Origin of the sequence: Shewanella gelidimarina, from assembly GCF_023283945.1 — a bacterium.
GTDB classification, from domain to species: Bacteria; Pseudomonadota; Gammaproteobacteria; order Enterobacterales; family Shewanellaceae; genus Shewanella; species Shewanella gelidimarina.
In genome coordinates this window covers 42,867-58,332 of sequence record NZ_JAKIKW010000017.1, presented here as the reverse complement: position 1 = coordinate 58,332, position 15,466 = coordinate 42,867, and the positions used below count along the sequence as shown (strand labels likewise).

12 protein-coding genes and 4 tRNA genes are annotated in these 15,466 nt (G+C 42.3%); 6 read left to right on the top strand and 10 right to left on the bottom strand.

Going from position 1 to position 15,466, the window contains the following annotated elements:
• Window positions 1–5: 5 nt before the first annotated feature.
• Window positions 6–692, bottom strand: coding sequence for a 7-cyano-7-deazaguanine synthase QueC (gene queC, locus L2729_RS14620; RefSeq protein WP_248988929.1), 687 nt, complete (start codon window positions 690–692; stop codon window positions 6–8).
• A gap of 129 nt (window positions 693–821) precedes the next feature.
• Between queC and queE the strand changes: the two genes are divergently transcribed.
• Window positions 822–1,490 (top strand): 7-carboxy-7-deazaguanine synthase QueE, encoded by a 669-nt coding sequence (gene queE / locus L2729_RS14615; protein ID WP_248988928.1) that lies wholly within the window; start codon window positions 822–824, stop codon window positions 1,488–1,490.
• 81 nt (window positions 1,491–1,571) lie between these two features.
• Here queE and L2729_RS14610 read toward each other — a convergent pair whose 3' ends face one another.
• The 5 genes from L2729_RS14610 to L2729_RS14590 form a co-directional block, all read right to left on the bottom strand.
• The gene (locus L2729_RS14610) at window positions 1,572–2,648 is read right to left on the bottom strand and encodes a PLP-dependent cysteine synthase family protein (RefSeq protein ID WP_248988927.1); all 1,077 of its coding nucleotides are present in this window, start codon (window positions 2,646–2,648) and stop codon (window positions 1,572–1,574) included.
• A 213-nt stretch (window positions 2,649–2,861) separates the two neighbouring features.
• Window positions 2,862–2,946: transfer RNA gene (locus L2729_RS14605), tRNA-Tyr, on the bottom strand.
• Between the two features lie 101 nt (window positions 2,947–3,047).
• Window positions 3,048–3,132 (bottom strand) — tRNA-Tyr (locus L2729_RS14600).
• 128 nt (window positions 3,133–3,260) lie between these two features.
• Window positions 3,261–3,345: transfer RNA gene (locus L2729_RS14595), tRNA-Tyr, on the bottom strand.
• Between the two features lie 34 nt (window positions 3,346–3,379).
• Window positions 3,380–3,464, bottom strand: a tRNA-Tyr gene (locus L2729_RS14590).
• Between the two features lie 141 nt (window positions 3,465–3,605).
• On the opposite strand from L2729_RS14590, the gene L2729_RS14585 reads away from it, so the two are divergent.
• From L2729_RS14585 to L2729_RS14575, 3 genes are all read left to right on the top strand, one after another.
• Window positions 3,606–4,088 (top strand): VC2046/SO_2500 family protein, encoded by a 483-nt coding sequence (locus L2729_RS14585; RefSeq protein WP_248988926.1) that lies wholly within the window; start codon window positions 3,606–3,608, stop codon window positions 4,086–4,088.
• Window positions 4,089–4,161: 73 nt separating this feature from the next.
• Window positions 4,162–4,440, top strand: a complete 279-nt coding sequence (locus tag L2729_RS14580; RefSeq protein ID WP_248988925.1) for a DUF406 family protein — start codon at window positions 4,162–4,164, stop codon at window positions 4,438–4,440.
• 132 nt (window positions 4,441–4,572) lie between these two features.
• A complete protein-coding gene (locus L2729_RS14575; protein ID WP_248988924.1) occupies window positions 4,573–6,744 on the top strand; it encodes a sensor domain-containing phosphodiesterase in 2,172 nt (723 codons plus the stop codon).
• A gap of 77 nt (window positions 6,745–6,821) precedes the next feature.
• On the opposite strand, the gene L2729_RS14570 is transcribed toward L2729_RS14575, so the two are convergent.
• The 3 genes from L2729_RS14570 to L2729_RS14560 all read right to left on the bottom strand — a co-directional run bounded on the left by L2729_RS14570 (window position 6,822) and on the right by L2729_RS14560 (window position 10,384).
• Window positions 6,822–7,283, bottom strand: a complete 462-nt coding sequence (locus L2729_RS14570) for a YchJ family protein (protein WP_428848253.1) — start codon at window positions 7,281–7,283, stop codon at window positions 6,822–6,824.
• Window positions 7,279–7,869, bottom strand: coding sequence for a YybH family protein (locus L2729_RS14565; RefSeq protein ID WP_248988922.1), 591 nt, complete (start codon window positions 7,867–7,869; stop codon window positions 7,279–7,281). The genes L2729_RS14570 and L2729_RS14565 overlap by 5 nt, the downstream gene beginning before the upstream one ends.
• A gap of 679 nt (window positions 7,870–8,548) precedes the next feature.
• A complete protein-coding gene (locus L2729_RS14560) occupies window positions 8,549–10,384 on the bottom strand; it encodes a M2 family metallopeptidase (protein ID WP_248988921.1) in 1,836 nt (611 codons plus the stop codon).
• Between the two features lie 186 nt (window positions 10,385–10,570).
• Here L2729_RS14560 and psrA point away from each other — a divergent pair, with 186 nt between their 5' ends.
• On the top strand, window positions 10,571–11,218 hold the full coding sequence (psrA, locus tag L2729_RS14555) for a TetR family transcriptional repressor PsrA (RefSeq protein ID WP_248988920.1): 648 nt from the start codon (window positions 10,571–10,573) through the stop codon (window positions 11,216–11,218).
• Between the two features lie 11 nt (window positions 11,219–11,229).
• Window positions 11,230–13,506 carry an acyl-CoA dehydrogenase gene (locus L2729_RS14550; RefSeq protein WP_248988919.1) on the top strand — a complete coding sequence of 759 codons (2,277 nt, stop codon included), beginning with the start codon at window positions 11,230–11,232 and terminating at the stop codon, window positions 13,504–13,506.
• 378 nt (window positions 13,507–13,884) lie between these two features.
• Here L2729_RS14550 and pyk read toward each other — a convergent pair whose 3' ends face one another.
• Window positions 13,885–15,324, bottom strand: coding sequence for a pyruvate kinase (gene pyk, locus L2729_RS14545; protein WP_248988918.1), 1,440 nt, complete (start codon window positions 15,322–15,324; stop codon window positions 13,885–13,887).
• Window positions 15,325–15,466: the final 142 nt, after the last annotated feature.

Sequence of the window (15,466 nt, the reverse complement as noted above, 5' to 3'; positions counted from 1 at the left end):
TGTCGTTATTTGGTGCATTTAACCGCTAATTGCGCTTGAATATCTTTTGGGTTTGCTAAATATTCATCTAAGCCGCGTTGACGTAATAAACACGCAGGGCAGGTACCACAGCCATCACCTTTAAGGCCGTTATAGCAGGTTAAGGTTTGCTGGCGAACTAACTCTAGACTATCGTATTTGTCAGCGAGAGCCCAAGTTTCGGCTTTATCAAGCCACATTAAAGGCGTGCTGATCTCCAATTGTCTATCCATTCCCTGCATCAATGCTGTTTGCATTGATTTGATAAATTCATTTCTACAATCAGGATAACCAGAGAAGTCTGTCTCGCATACGCCAGTAATAATGACGTCAGCATCAAGCTGATAGGCATAGATCCCCGCAAGAGTGAGAAATAGAATATTGCGACCAGGAACAAAAGTATTTGGGATTGAATTACTATCTTTGTTTTCTTCGATCGGTATATCACGAGTCAATGCACTGACAGTTAGGTCATTGAGTATTCCAACGTCGAGTAATTTATGGCTTACGGCTCCCAACTGTTTAGATAAAGTTTTTGCTATTTCTATCTCTTGACTGTGCCGCTGACCATAATCAAAGGTCACAGTGTGGACTTCATCATATTGGGTGAGTGCTTGAATAAGGCAGGTAGTAGAATCTTGACCACCACTAAAAACGACAACAGCTTTGGACATAATGAGACTTCAATTTATATTTATAATGAGAACCGACAGTTTAACGCAGCATCGATTGCTTTTAAACTACTTGCGACTCGGTTAAAAATCCTCTATAAATGCCGCCCTGCTAATCACGAGGTAAATTAGATGAACTATCCAGTCAATGAAGTGTTTGAAACAATACAAGGCGAGGGCTATTTTACTGGTGTGCCTGCTATCTTTGTAAGGCTTCAAGGTTGTCCCGTTGGCTGCGCATGGTGTGATACCAAACATACGTGGGAGTTAGTGGAAGATAATCGGGTTAAGCCTGAATTAGTGATCCAAGTTGACGGTACAATAGGCCGCTGGTCTGAGCTTTCAAGTGAACAGCTTGTCAATGCGTTTAAACAGAAAGGCTTTACTGCGAAGCACATTGTGATCACGGGTGGCGAGCCATGCCTGTATAACTTAGTCGAATTGACCGAATACCTGCACCAGCAAGGTTATCAAACACAGATAGAAACCAGTGGCACATTTGACGTTTTATGCGACAGCGATACTTGGGTGACAGTTTCACCTAAAGTGAATATGAAAGGCGGTTATAAGGTCTTAGAGCAGGCGCTAAAGCGCGCTAATGAGATAAAACACCCTGTTGCGACCAACAACCACATTGAAGAGCTCGACCAATTGTTGGCTAATATCGGCGTTGAAGGTAAAACCATTTGCCTGCAACCTATCAGCCAAAAGCCAAGAGCAACTGAACTGGCGATGAAAACCTGTATTGAGCGTAATTGGCGTTTATCGATACAGACACATAAATACTTAAATATTGATTAGTGATTAATATACTAATAAAAAGATAGCAAAAAGCCCTGGTGAGAGTGGTTTCACGAGGGCTTTTTAGATCTTGTTTAAAGACTAAATTTTAGAGGGACAATCTAGCACACTAGTCTGACTAAATTGCTTCAGAGCGTCATTATAAGGCGTTAAATCACCAATGTTAGCTTGCACCCACTCAGGACTATAATAAGTATCTAGGTAGCGTTCACCAGAGTCACAGATCAGAGTGACGATAGAACCTGTTTGTCCCTTCTTAGCCATTTCAGAGGCTAACTGCAATACACCATAAAGGTTGGTGCCTGTTGATGGACCCGTTTTGCGACCAATGATACTTTCCAACCAATAGATGGTCGCTATCGATGCAGGATCCGGGATTTTACGCATCTCATCAACCACACCTGGGATGAAAGAGGGTTCAACTCTTGGGCGGCCGATACCTTCTATCTTACTGCCGTTAACACAAGTGATTTTTTTATCGCCATGATTGAAATAGTCGAAGAAAACTGAGTTTTCAGGATCGACGACACAAAGTTTAGTGGCTAACCGTTGGTAGCGGATATAGCGTCCTATCGTTGCCGAGGTGCCACCCGTGCCAGGGCTCATGACTATCCAAGTAGGAATAGAATGTTGTTCTTTTTCCATCTGGTTAAAAATAGCGTTGGCAATGTTATTGTTGCCGCGCCAATCAGTTGCACGCTCTGCGTAAGTAAACTGGTCCATATAATGGCCATCAAGCTCTTGTGCTAGTCGTTCTGATTCGGCATAGATTTTACTTGAGTGATCGACGAAATGGCATTGCCCTCCGTAAAATTCTATTTGCTGAATTTTTGTCTTAGCAGTACTACTTGGCATGACTGCGATAAAGGGCAGTCCAAGTAAACGGGCAAAGTAGGCTTCTGATACCGCAGTACTACCTGAAGATGATTCTATCACCGTGGTGTTCTCTTTTATCCAGCCATTGCATAAAGCGTAAAGAAAAAGAGAGCGGGCGAGGCGGTGCTTTAAACTACCAGTTGGGTGGGTACTTTCATCTTTCAGATAAATATCTATTCCGCTCAAACTCGGGGTTTCAAGTTTGATGAGATGAGTGTCAGCACTTCGCTGAAAGTCAGCCTCAATTTTCTCGATGGCTTGATTTACCCAATAATTGGTCACGTTAAGGCCTTAGCTGGTAATTATAAAGCTAAATCATAGTGAAATTGATCAGGGATTGGTAGTAGAAACGGTAGATAATAATCAGAAATGAGGTTTGGCAACTTTAAGTAAGCTAATGATTAACCTTGTTTTTACAACTATGATGATTTTAAATTATGAGATGGATATCGATAGGAATAAATGAATTTGATCTTTGGCTAGAGAAGTAAGAAGTGGTGGAGGGAGAAGGATTCGAACCTTCGAAGGCTGAGCCGTCAGATTTACAGTCTGATCCCTTTGGCCACTCGGGAACCCCTCCACATTTTTCTTACTTTCTTTCTGTCCACAATATTGGCCTACTGTGGTTAACTCTTAACTCTTAACTCTTAACTCTTAACTCTTATATATTTTAAAGTAAAGTGGTGGAGGGAGAAGGATTCGAACCTTCGAAGGCTGAGCCGTCAGATTTACAGTCTGATCCCTTTGGCCACTCGGGAACCCCTCCACATTTTACTTTAATCTTGCCCACAATATTGGCCTACTGTGGTTAACACTTAACACTTAACACTTAACACTTAACACTTAACACTTAACACTTAACACTTAACACTTAACACAAATCGTAAATAGAAATGGTGGAGGGAGAAGGATTCGAACCTTCGAAGGCTGAGCCGTCAGATTTACAGTCTGATCCCTTTGGCCACTCGGGAACCCCTCCACGAATATCTTTCTACTAACTAATTGTGCGCAAATGGTGGAGGGAGAAGGATTCGAACCTTCGAAGGCTGAGCCGTCAGATTTACAGTCTGATCCCTTTGGCCACTCGGGAACCCCTCCTCAATTGCGGCGGCAATAGTAGTCAGATTTTTTTCCTGTGTAAAGCTTAAATTTGAAATAATGTCTAAAGTATTTGGTTAAGTGGTCGATTAACTATCAACAGGTTGTTTTGTAGGTTTTTTTTTATGCTAATCGAGTGTTATGCAAGCAGTTAACCCTTTAGTTAATGAATTACAGTTAGGCTCACGTCTTAACTGTGCAGTCGAGTCGAATCGTCGTGGTGAGTTTGCTTTATTGCTTTCTTTGCTATCTGCCGATGCTAGCGATATGGCACAGTTCCAAACGCCTGAGTTTAAACAGGTGGATTTACGCGCGAAATTCAACTTAGGCGAAAGCCAGCCGCTGATAAACCTACTTAACAGTGACACTCATATTACCAATAACTGTGCTTCATTCCAAAACGGTGGCACCACCTCGTTCAGATTAGCCAATGCTATTCATGAAGAAGCGTTGGTTATTCGGCGTAAAGAACCGCTAGAGATGGAAGAGGTTATTGCAAACTGTGAGCTTAACACTCGTCTTCGTCACCAAAACATATCCATGGAACACCCTGTAAAACTCAACCATTTTGTTGACCAACTGGTTATGCAACGTCAAATGAGCGAATTAATTGCTCAAGTTTGAGAATGATCCCTTTGTCGCACGTTAAGCTGAGATATAATCTCAACATATATCTTGTGTAGGAAAGAGGCTTAACATGAAAAATATTCAAAAGGCACAATCTGATCTCGTTAATGACACGTGTAATGATTGTGGTAGCTTTGTTGACGTTGGTGCGGTGATCGATGAACATGACACAGTATTAGAGTTAGCGTTTTCTAGCGAAGATGCTGCTAAAGTCGTTGCAGAGAAAGCGACCAAGCGTTTTGTTGACGTTGGCAGCGAAATAACAATAACGGGTAACGATGTTAATTTGGTACTAACCTTCTCATTTAGTGCAGAAAAGATGATTTTTCAATTAGAGAATAGTTTGTAAGCAATAACGGTATGTCTTGCTGGTATCACTGTTTTTCGGTATCTTCTTTGCTATAAAAATTAGTCGCAAGTATGAAGCTAATTTCTCCGACCATTTGGTGAACCTTTTGTTTGCCGTGCTTTAGGATATCGAGTGAAGAAACATAGATACCAGAAACTTTTAGAACAGATTGTTAACTCAGAGGCAAAGCAAGTCGGCGACTTTCACGCCACGGCTAAAATGTCGACTGAGTTACTTTTTGAACAACTCGATGTTTCTCGTGTTGTTATTTCTGGTTTAAGTGAACTCACTAATACGTTAGAAACGGTATACACCGAACCCGTTATTGCGCTAAACGTTGCACTCCAATCTCGTCCTCAACCATTAGCTTGCCCTATCTTTGTTGAAGAACTTAGAGTGAACAGACATGTTGCTTCCGACAACTGTGTGGAAGATTGCCGTCTTATAGAACTCAATGGCTATTATCAGCAACACGACGTCAAAGCCGCTTTAGAAGTCGCAATAAGGATCAATGGTCACTTAGAAGGTGTATTGAGCTTAGAGCGTGATACCGAGACTCCTGCCTGGCAAGACTCAGAGATCCAATTAGCCTCCCAAGTCGCCGACCAACTCGCGCTCACATTGGCAACCCAATACTCTTATGATAAAGATGAGCGCTTAAAGCTATTTTTGTCTGCAACCGAGCAGTCTGACCAGATCATGATGGTGGTGAACCTTTCGACTGCCTGTATCGAATACGTCAATCATGCCCATTTTGAGCTGACTCACATCCCCAACGATCAAATCATTGGGCGTCCAGTTCAGGTGCTAGAGTTTTTTAAACAGTTCCCCGAAAAAGCAGAGAGTGTGCTTGCAAAAGCGCGGGCAGGAGAAAGCTCTGAAGAGGAAATTAGACTTGTTCGTCGTGATGGTTCCGATTATTGGGTTCGGCTCAGCGTAAAGCGCTTTATCTCAGAACGAGGCAATCACTTTGCGTTAATTAATGCGGACAACTGTACCGAACAGCACCTTCATCAGAGCGAATTAGAAAGGTTGGCGTGGCGTTGCACTTTAACCGGCTTATTTAATCGTACTCATTTTGGCCGCGTGTTAGATAAGGCAAAAGAGGGTCACCTAGTACTGATCGATCTGCGTGGCTTCAAACGCTTTAATGATACTTATGGCCATGCTAATGGCGATTTGATGCTGATTGAAGTCGCTAGGCGAATTCGACACTTCGCCGATATTAACCATATTGCAGAGATAGCGCGTATTGGCAGTGATGAGTTTGCTGTGCTAATCGCTGATTCGTGTGATGTTAACGTTATTAACGCCCTAATTGAACGTCTATATCGTCAAGTAGAACTCCCTGTCAGTATCGGTACCGAGCAGATAGAGCCCAAACCCGCCTTAGCCTCTGTTGATATAGCGTCGATTGAACAGCTTTTTCCGGCACTCACTTGCGCTGATATTGCTTTGCAGTATGCAAAAAATAAGCAAGGTGATGCAATTCAAGTCTTTAACTCTGCATTACTCAATGCATTTAAAGAGGATGCTGAAATAGAGAGAGATTTAGCAGTAGCGATAAAAGGTCGCCAGTTTGAACTTTACTATCAACCGTTAAAAGATTTGAAGAAAAAAACTTACATTGGTGCAGAAGCCCTTATTCGATGGCATCACCCTAAAAAAGGCGTGTTGTATCCAGGGGCTTTCATTGATATTGCAGAACAAACGGGGCTTATCACCGATATAGGGGCATGGGTTTTAGAAGCGGCATGTAAACAACTAAATTTATGGCAGCATCGTCAAATAGATATTTCAATGCACGTTAATGTCTCTGCGAGACAGTTTTTTAGCGGGACGTTGTTTGAGCAAGTTTGGGAACTCATTGGCCGTTATAAGTTGACTCCACAGAGTTTAATTCTGGAAATTACAGAGACAGAATTGATGGAAGATATCCGTTTAGCCACCAATCTATGCAATGAGTTAGCAGAGCTGGGTGTCGGTTTAGCCATAGACGATTTTGGTACCGGCTACAGTTCAATGCGCTATTTGAAACAGTTCCCCATTAGTAAGCTTAAGATCGACCGCTCATTTATCTCGGATCTAAGCGTCAGCCACGAAAGCCGAGAAATCGTTAGTGCGATTATTGCAATGGCGTCAGCGCTAAATATTTCTCTTACTGCAGAAGGTGTTGAGACAAAAGAACAGGAGCTTTTCTTAGCTGAACACCATTGTCACCAAGCACAAGGCTTTTTATACAGCCCAGCGTTAAGAGTCTCTGAGTTTGGCGAATTTTTAGCAGAATCTACCGTGGTACATTAAGTCCTCTTTATTTCCAGGCTGTGTGACCATATTTCGCTCTAAATGTCCCCATTATTAACATCCTAATTTTGAAGCGGTTATAAGCAGCACTGCTTAAACTTTTTCCCGCTACCGCAGACACACAACGCATTTCGTTTGGGATACACAGGATCTTGTTGTAGGCCCTCAGTGTAATACCAACGACCGTCTTCTTTTATAAAATCTGAACATTCATGTATTGCATCCAGCTTGTCGTTGTCGAGAAACCAAGCTTGGAAGCTAACTTTACCTTGGTGACCCATTTCTGAAAACGAAATAATATCCAACGTTAACCAATTAGGTTGCGGGCCATCACTTAATGCTTGCTGTGTTAGGCCCAATCGGTAGTTTTTATGGTGAGTGTCTATGAGGTAAGAAAAGTGCCCCAAATAAAAAGCACAAAAACGTGAACGCATAAGCTGTTCAGGGCTTAGTGCTGCTTTGACACCTAAATGCAGTGGTTGGCAACAGTGACTATAGGTCTTACTTGAGCAGCAAGGGCAGGGACTCTCTGGATCAATGTTCTGGTTCATCATGAGTTTTGGGTTTTACATTGCTGTTTAGTGCTGAAAATTGACGTCCATAATAAAGGTTTGAAGTGGGTTTCGCATTAAAATAAAACGAGGCTTCAGCACGATTATTAGTGTCTACAGTTAAGTACCATTTGCCGTTCTCTTTCTTTTGAGACACTGTGACAAATTTCCCCGCAAATTCGCTAACAGGCTCACCAGCATCGATTGAAGGGTGAAAACGAATAAGATAGTAGCCGATATCCGTTGCACTGGTGCCTTCAAGGTTTCTTTCGATCACTCTGAAGTCCACTTCAATTTTGGCATTTTTATGTTTTATCTTGCCAAAAAAGGTTTTATAAAGCGCAACAATATTGTCTCGCCCAAGCGTGATTTCTTCGCCTTGGCTTTCAGGGATATAGCAGGCATCTTCCGAATAAATTGATTGGATCCTACTGATATCCAATTCGTTAAATGCTTCGTTAAAATGAGTATAAAGTTCGTTTAACGCTTCGTTATCATTAGCGAAGGCTAAATGCATAGCGGCGAGGTACAGACATACTGTTAACGCCAAACGATTTGCTGCTTTTTTAAACATGTATTACTTCAAAAAAATAATTCCTAGTATCACTATAATAGACACCTTAATTGAACTAAAGAATTAGATCTTTACAAGATGTGTAAAAATAGCGGTTTGGTTATTATTTAAGCCACAAAGTCGACTCTTCGGCGTATTTTTAAAGGCTATACCCAGACTACTTCAACATGCTGGAGCAATTGACGAGTTTGAACTCTGTCACTTATCAACAGGCCAAATGCTGCATTTCGAGGAGTTTGGGTAATGAGTAAGATATAAAAGCGGGTCTATAACGGCTCGCCTGATACTTTTCATGGGATACAACGAGAAAAATAACGGGGTCTATAAAGCATTACTATTGAAGTATAAATATTAAAGAGTCGGTTTAACAAAGGATTAATGAGAGCTAAGCTTGAATAATAGCCGCGTTATCAGCGTTACTAGTGTGGTTCAGGCCCTTTATATGCCCTTTTTTCTAAACCATCCGGTAGTGTAATGAATCAAAAGTACTGTAATCACTAGGTTGTCGGCTTAGATATAACTCAGAGAAGCAAAGTTAGGTAGATTTGAGTAAAGGAGTACTAAGGCTTTAGACTGATGAATTGATCAATAACAAAAAATAAAAAAGCCATTCTTCCCCTAAAGAAAAATGGCTTTTTAGACACTCGGTTAAGACGAGTATGTTAACGAGACTTCAGTTTTACCAACCGCATTGACGATTAGCCGTTTTGTTTTGTTGATCTAACCATGTTTGCAGTGGCGCAAAATAATCAAGTACCGCTTTGGCATCCATCTCTTTAGTGCCTGTCACCGCCTCTAACGCTTCTGGCCAAGGTTTGCTTTGTCCCATCTCGAGCATGGTATTAAGCTTAGCACCGGCTTCTTTATTGCCATATATACTGCAACGGTGAACGGGTCCGGTATCGCCTGCAATTTCACAGAGTGATTTATGGAACTGGAATTGAAGTATATGGGCTAAGAAATAGCGTGTGTAAGGCACATTTCCTGGCACGTGGTATTTAGCGCCGGGGTCAAAGTCATTTTCAGTACGCGCGATAGGCGCTTTGACACCTTGATACTTTTCGCGTAAATCCCACCACGCTTGGTTATATTGCTCAGGTGTGATCTCGCCACTAAATACTTTCCAACGCCATTGATCGATCATTAATCCGAATGGCAGAAAAGCAACTTTATCTAACGCTTGCTTTAGGAGTAAACCGATATCCTTTGATGCATCAGGGACTTCGTCGAGTAAACCAATTTGTTTTAAGTAATTTGGTGTGATGGACAGCGCTATCGTGTCACCGATGGCTTCATGGAAGCCATCGTTTGCGCTGTTTTTAAAGATAAATGGCTGTTCTTTGTAAGCGCGCTGATAGAAATTGTGTCCCAGTTCGTGGTGAATAACCGTAAAGTCTTCGGCTGTTTTTTGAATACACATTTTTATACGTATATCGTCGAGGTTATCCAGATCCCAGGCTGAGGCATGGCAAACAACGTCACGATCTTCAGGTTGAACAAATAGAGAGCGTTCCCAAAAGGTATCGGGTAACTCATCAAAACCTAACGAGGTAAAAAAGCTTTCGGCTTGTTTTACCATCTTTACTTCATCGTAATTATGTTTTGCTAGTAGCTCTGTGACGTCGTAGCCAGGATCAGCATCTTGTGGTGCAACTTGATCATAAACATTGCCCCAACTTTGTGCCCACATGTTACCTAAAAGGTGAGCGGGTATTGGGCCAGATGCTGGCGCTACAGATTCCCCATACTGTTCGTTTAACTCACCACGGACATAACAATGCAAGGAGTCATAAAGTGGCTTAACTTGCCCCCAAAGTCGGTCTAATTCATTTGAAAACGCGTCAGGTTTCATATCATATTGGCTGCGCCATAATTCAGAAAGATTTGCATAACCAAGATCTTGTGCACCTTCGTTTGCAAGTTCCACTTCTCTTTCAAACAGCGGACGCATTGGTTTTGCTATTTCACGCCAGCCTTGCCAAACTTCAAGTAACTCAGCAGGGTCTTTTGACTCAGCCATAATCGCTGATAGCTCCGGCTGGGTTAAACAGCGTCCATCTTCAAAGCAATATTTACCCTTACCGTATAGACCGTTCAATTTGGCACTGATGTTAGCCAGCTCAGTATTCTTTGCGGGATCTAAAGGTGCAGGGAGAACGATAGAACTGCGCAAAATGTTTAACTTTCTTTTATCGGCATTGTTCAGTGGTAGGTCAGCGTATTGAGCGGATTGAGTCGCAAGCTTAACAGATGTACCTGTGTACTTTTCTGAGACACTCGCTGATAGGGCTGCTGTGTCTTCGGTGATGAAGTTACTGTAAATCCACTCTGAACGATTGATCTCTATCGATAAGTCAGCCATTTGGGCTTCAGCATCTGCAATAAACTGTTGCGCTTCAACGGTTTTATCAACAGTTTGAGTGCTGACGGCTGCTGTTTCATTACATGCTGTTGCGCCGAGTGAAATGGCAATCAAAGCGGATAACTTAGAAACCTTAGTAAAGGTCATGTTCATCTGTCAAAATCCTTTGTTATTTTTGTGTTGCTTATTTTACTTATTTTGTTGCTGATTGATAGTGATGAGACTTAGATGGATAAAATAGTGTACATATGTAAGGTAAACGGGGTTTTTGTTTGACAAAAAGCAAGCGAGTGTTTAATTTAAACGAGTGTTTTAAATTGAATGACTAAAGGCAACGGAATGGCAAATCGCTCCGATACAAAAACAAGAATACTGGATGCAGCAGAAAAGCTATTTGCTGAGAGAGGTTTTTCAGAAACGTCTCTTAGATTAATAACCAGTAAAGCTGAAGTAAACCTAGCATCGGTAAACTACCATTTTGGCTCAAAAAAAGAGTTGATAAGAGCGGTTTTAGCACGTTATCTCGATGTCTTTATGCCGGCGGCGGCAGATGCTATTGTGGCGGTGCGCTCTGCAGATGCGAATGCATCGCTAGATGATATCTTTTCAAGCTTGGTTAACCCATTACTAGAGCTAAACAAATTAAGATCTGAAGGCACTACGACCTTTTTGCAACTTTTAGGGCGTGGCTATATAGAAAGCCAAGGCCATTTGCGCTGGTTTATTACCACCCATTATGGCAAGTATTTGAGCCTATTTGTCAAAGCTGTTAGCGAGAGTACCCCACATATTCCTCCCGCAGAGATGTTTTGGCGCTTACACTTCACCTTAGGTACAGTCGTGTTCACGATGGCATCAGCTGACGCATTAACCGAGATTGCAGCAGCAGATTTTGGCGAACACAATGATATAGAAGCGGTTATTCGAAAAGTTATCCCTTATCTATCGGCGGGGGTATCGGTTCCTGTGAACAAGGATGCAATGTAGAAATTATGTTTATGACGTTATTAATACTCTTGATTATCGGCGTAGTGGTCGTTTTTAGTGTGAAGAACATTAGAATGCAACTGGTTACGCGGCCTGTTTTTAGTTTCTTTAAGAAGGTACTGCCTCCTCTATCTGACACCGAAAAAGAAGCAATGGAAGCTGGCGATGTTTGGTGGGAGGGGGAGCTTTTTAAAGGTAAACCTAACTGGCAAACTTTACACAGTTACGGCAAACCTACGCTAACGTCTGAAGAACACGATTTTATAAATAACCAAGTTGAAACTGCGTTATCTATGATTGACGATTATGACATCGTCACCAATAGAAAAGATCTCCCGCCAGAGCTCTGGGAATACTTTAAAAAAGAGGGCTTCTTTGCCCTGATCATTCCAAAGAAATACGGTGGTCGTGCCTTTTCTGCTTATGCAAACTCAACGATTGTGAGTAAAATTGCCAGCAGAAGTGTGAGTGCTGCAGTCACCGTCATGGTGCCTAATTCATTAGGTCCTGGAGAGCTATTAACCCATTACGGTACGACTGAACAAAAGGATTTTTGGTTACCTAAACTTGCAGATGGACAAGCGATCCCTTGCTTTGCTTTAACAGGGCCGGAAGCTGGCAGTGATGCTGGCGCAATTCCTGATACTGGCATTGTCTGTCGCCAAGAGTTTAATGGCGAACAAACCTTAGGCTTAAAGCTAACTTGGAATAAACGCTACATAACGCTTGCCCCCGTCGCTGATGTGTTAGGGCTAGCGTTTCAAATGCATGATCCAGACGGACTGCTTGGAGAGCAAAAGAATATAGGCATTACTTGTGCATTGATCCCAACAGATCATCCCGGTGTCGAGATTGGCCGTCGTCATGATCCATTACATTTAGCCTTTATGAATGGTACGACTCAAGGGAAAGAGGTCTTTATTCCACTTGACTGGATCATTGGTGGGCCGCAATACGCCGGTCGCGGCTGGCGCATGCTGGTTGAGTGTTTATCTGCTGGGCGCGGAATTTCACTGCCTGCACTGTCAACGGCTTTGGGGCATATGGCCACTAAAACGACCACTGCATACAGTGCAGTAAGACAACAATTTGGTATGCCAATCGGTCAGTTTGAAGGTGTACAAGAAGCCTTGGCGCGGATCATTAGTAACACTTACCAGCTCGAAGCGGCCAGACGCTTAACGACTACGGGTATTGACCTCAACGTTAAACCCTCAATTGTGACTGCAATCGCCAAATATCATATGACCGAATTGGGTCGTCAGGTGATTGATGATGCGATGGACATTCAATCGGGTAAAGGTATCCAATTAGGACCTAAAAACTATTTAGGGAATGCCTATATTGCACTTCCTATCTCTATTACGGTAGAAGGTGCCAATATTCTTACGCGTAGTTTAATGATTTTTGGCCAGGGAGCGACACGTTGCCATCCTTATGTGCTGGCTGAAATGGAAGCTGCTGGTATGGAAGATAAAAGTGCAGGGCTTGAACGATTCGATGATCTATTAACGGGTCATATTGGTTACGCTGCCCGCAATGCCTTCCGTGCTTTTAGCCACGCCCTGTCGGGAAGCATATTTGCAGCATCTCCAGTGAGTGGCGAAACGAAGAAGTACTATAAGAGTATGACGCGGATATCTTCTGCATTGGCAATAATGACAGATATGTCTATGTTGATGCTCGGCGGCGAGCTGAAACGTAAAGAGATGTTGAGTGCGAGAATGGGGGATGTACTCAGTCAGTTGTATTTGGCATCTGCAACATTAAAATTGTTTGAAGATAATGGTCGTCAGTTTGATGATTTACCCACGGTTAAGCATGTGATGGCGACAAGACTACATTTGGCTGCGAAAGCGCTCGATGAAGCTATCCGTAATTTCCCTAACCCTATTGTCGCAGCGCTACTGCGTGTCATGATCTTCCCTCTGGGAAATCACTTTAACCAACCTGATGATAAATTATCAATTGAAGTGGTTAAATCGATGAGTACCCCAGGTCCTGCTCGCGATAGATTGACATTTTTGTGTCCTAACATTAAAGATGACAATAGTGGCATTGCTGATGTTGAGAATGCTTTTATTGCAAAGCATGAGTGCAAAGTGCTCTTTAGTCGATTAAAACAGGCTCAAAGAGAGGGAGGTTTACCGCGTAAACTTGCGCCGCAAGCGTTGTTTGATTCAGCCCTTGAGCTTGACCTCATTAATCAAGATGAGCATCTACAGCTGAGTGAGGCTAATCAATTACGGTTAGCAGCGATAAATGTTGATGACTTTGATGCATTGTAAAAGTGATGCTAGGCACAATAAATCACTTTATAACGAATTGATATTTCGTTAGTAAATATGTATACGCTTTGAAATTAAAATCCGTTGAATTAAGTTCAACGGATTTTTTTATGCCAACAAAACAGTATGAATTCAAAATGAACTTGCCGATGACTATTTATCCGTGACAAGTCATGCCAATGAAGCAGAGGGAAGTAGGACTAAACTGAATGGGCTATAGACTGATGCGTTAAGGGAATAACACATTAAGGAAAAGATGCTGGAATTAAAACCGAATGAGAACAAGCATATTAAGTGTAGATACAAAAAATGCATGTCAGTAATTAGCTGACATGCATTTTATTAAGACGCGTTAGTATGGCTCAAACGAGCAATAAACTAAGCGACAATGACAACCTTGCTGGTGTTAGTACCACCAACGGTTTCCATTGCGTCGCCTTTAGTCATCATTGCCATGTCACCACTTTTTAGGTAACCGGCAGCTGCTAACGTTTCTAGTGCTTTTTGAGCAACAAACTCAGGAGCATAAGCCGTAGAGTCGAAATAAACAGGTTGAACACCACGGTAAAGCGCCATTGTAGCAAGAGTGACTTCGTGACGTGACAGCGCGAAAATAGGCAGCCCTGAACTGATACGAGACATCATTTGCGGTGTAGCACCAGACTCAGTCAATGCAACAATGGCTTTAATTCCACCTAGATGGTTTGCAGCATACATTGTTGAAAGCGCAATAGTCTCTTCAATCGTAGTGAACTGTTGATCAAGTCTATGCTTTGATACCTGTACACTTGGGTGTAACTCAGCACCTAAACAAACTTCAGCCATTGCTTTAACGGTTTCTTCAGGGAAGTCACCAGCAGCGGTTTCAGCAGAAAGCATTACAGCGTCAGTACCATCAAGTACTGCGTTTGCAACGTCCATGACTTCTGCACGAGTAGGCATAGGACTTGTTATCATTGACTCCATCATTTGAGTCGCAGTAATAACAGGCTTATTCAGTTGGCGAGAGCGGCTAATTAGTTTCTTTTGAACCGCAACAAGTGCAGGATCACCAATCTCAACACCCAAATCACCACGTGCAACCATCACGACATCTGATGCAAGGATGACATCATCCATGGCTTCATCAGAAACAACGGCTTCAGCACGCTCAACTTTAGACACTATCAGCGCGTTACTACCGGCTTCTAGTGCTAAAGCACGAGCATAATCGAGGTCAGCACCACTACGTGGAAAAGACACTGCTAGAAAATCAACTTTAATCTCTGCAGCTGTGATGATATCGCGTTTATCTTTTTCAGTTAATGCAGCAGCGGATAAACCACCACCTTGCTTGTTGATGCCTTTATTATTAGATAAAGGACCAGCAACGGTAACAATAGTGTGAACTTTATTACCGTCTACTTTTTCAACTCGCAGCTGAACACGACCATCATCGAGCATTAGAATGTCGCCTAAGCTGACATCATTTGGTAGCTCTTTATAATCGATACCCACTTGGTTCTCGTCGCCTTCACCTTTTTCAAGATCAGCATCTAAAGTATAAGTTTGCCCTAGGGTTACCTGTACCTTTTTGTTGTCTTTAAAAGTTGAAATGCGAATTTTAGGACCTTGTAGATCACCTAGTACGGCAACATGTACGCCAAGCTCTTTTGCAATAGCTCGTGTATCTGCTGCGCGTTTTTTGTGATCTTCTGGTACACCGTGAGAAAAGTTCAAGCGAACAACGTTAGCGCCGGCAATAATAATGCGGCGTAGGTTGTCATCACGATCAGTGGCTGGGCCCAAAGTTGTTACAATCTTGGTTCTGCGGAACATGACATACTCCGTTAAGTTTTAAAAATTCTGACACTATATTAACAGACAATACCCATAAATGTAGTAAAGTTACGAACATAATGATCTATCTCAAGTTTTAAATTTTGTGACCTATTGCAACATTATGAACCAAAAAGGACAG

Excerpts from the sequence above, each read along its gene's own strand:
- L2729_RS14580 (WP_248988925.1), top strand. The coding sequence starts at position 4,162 with ATGAAAAATATTCAAAAGGCACAATCTGATCTCGTTAATGACACGTGT.
- L2729_RS14565 (WP_248988922.1), bottom strand. The coding sequence starts at position 7,869 with ATGTTTAAAAAAGCAGCAAATCGTTTGGCGTTAACAGTATGTCTGTAC.
- L2729_RS14560 (WP_248988921.1), bottom strand. The coding sequence starts at position 10,384 with ATGAACATGACCTTTACTAAGGTTTCTAAGTTATCCGCTTTGATTGCC.
- L2729_RS14585 (WP_248988926.1), top strand. The coding sequence starts at position 3,606 with ATGCAAGCAGTTAACCCTTTAGTTAATGAATTACAGTTAGGCTCACGT.
- queC (WP_248988929.1), bottom strand. The coding sequence starts at position 692 with ATGTCCAAAGCTGTTGTCGTTTTTAGTGGTGGTCAAGATTCTACTACC.
- psrA (WP_248988920.1), top strand. The coding sequence starts at position 10,571 with ATGGCAAATCGCTCCGATACAAAAACAAGAATACTGGATGCAGCAGAA.
- queE (WP_248988928.1), top strand. The coding sequence starts at position 822 with ATGAACTATCCAGTCAATGAAGTGTTTGAAACAATACAAGGCGAGGGC.
- L2729_RS14550 (WP_248988919.1), top strand. The coding sequence starts at position 11,230 with ATGACGTTATTAATACTCTTGATTATCGGCGTAGTGGTCGTTTTTAGT.
- pyk (WP_248988918.1), bottom strand. The coding sequence starts at position 15,324 with ATGTTCCGCAGAACCAAGATTGTAACAACTTTGGGCCCAGCCACTGAT.